Raw genomic sequence first — 1150 nt, 5'->3', positions numbered from 1 at the left:
AACGTAATAGTAGCCAATAAGACAAATGAAGTAACAGCTGAAGTTGATAGTATGGCTAAAGATATAGCAGATGATGTTAAGAGGAAGAAATTCTAAGGATATGAAAAACAATCAAGGAGAGATTAGATGAAAAAAGCTGCGAATAAAATAGCTTTAATTGTATTTGTGTTGCTTACTATAGCGTTTGCAGTATTTGAAACCGTAAGCTATAAGGGCATGAAAGATACTATCATAGATGTATCTAAAACATCCAAAGAGGCTTCTACGCGCTCTGTTGCGATATACGTAAGAGAGTATTTTAACTCTAAAATAGTTGCTGTTGAAAATTTAGCCAAATATATTCAAGAAAATCCTTATCTAATGCAAGATAGGCAGAGTCTTAAAGATCGTCTAATGACTATGGCTACGACTTTAAATATAGCTGAATTTTACATAGGTTTTGGCGATAACGGCGATCTGTTTGATGCTGTTAGAAAGTCAGATGAAAAGATTGAATTCCTTCATTTGACACCTGAAAAGGATAATTTTGATTCAAGAACTAAGCCTTGGTATAAGCAAAGTGTAGCAAAGGGAGATTTGGTATTTACTCATCCTTATTTAGCCCAATCAAGCGGCAAATACACTCTTACTATCGTTAAGCCAATAATAATAGACGGCAAAGCGGTAGGTGTCGTAGCTGCCGATATGTATTTAGACGATATAGCAAAAGATGTTGCACAGATGAAAGAGTCGCAAAGTAGTAGTGTTGCTATCGTTGATATTGACGCAAAACTTTTGGTCTATCATCCAAATAATAATTTTATACTATCCGATGAACCAGGTTTAAAAACGGCTATAAATTTGGCTATAGATAGCTACGCAACTACTCAAGGTAAGGCGTATGTCCATACTTTAGGTGGCGATGAGAGGCTTTTTGCTTGCCAAAAATATGATAAAGCCAATTGGCTTATCTGCTCTGATAACTCACTTAGCGATTATGATCCTGTTTTAAATGAAATTATTTATCATGAAACTATATTTTCAACCGTATTTGTTATGGGTATCATAGGTGCATTAATCTTTGTAGTGGGATACTTCCTCAAACCCCTCAACCTAATCTCAACAGGACTAATATCCTTCTTTAAATTCCTAAACCATGAGATAAAAGAGC

The 1150-nt window shown here is 35.0% G+C and carries 1 protein-coding gene; it reads left to right on the top strand.

Translation table 11 applies throughout. The features are described from left to right. Positions 1 to 126: 126 nt before the first annotated feature. Positions 127 to 1150 (top strand): cache domain-containing protein (locus tag ACHJH3_RS11240; protein ID WP_407064887.1); only part of this gene is annotated, 1024 nt, incomplete at its 3' end.

Source organism: Campylobacter canis (assembly GCF_045504005.1).
GTDB classification, from domain to species: domain Bacteria; phylum Campylobacterota; class Campylobacteria; order Campylobacterales; family Campylobacteraceae; genus Campylobacter_A; species Campylobacter_A canis.
The sequence above is the reverse complement of the archived record's forward strand: the minus strand, read 5'-3'. Positions and strand labels throughout refer to the sequence as shown.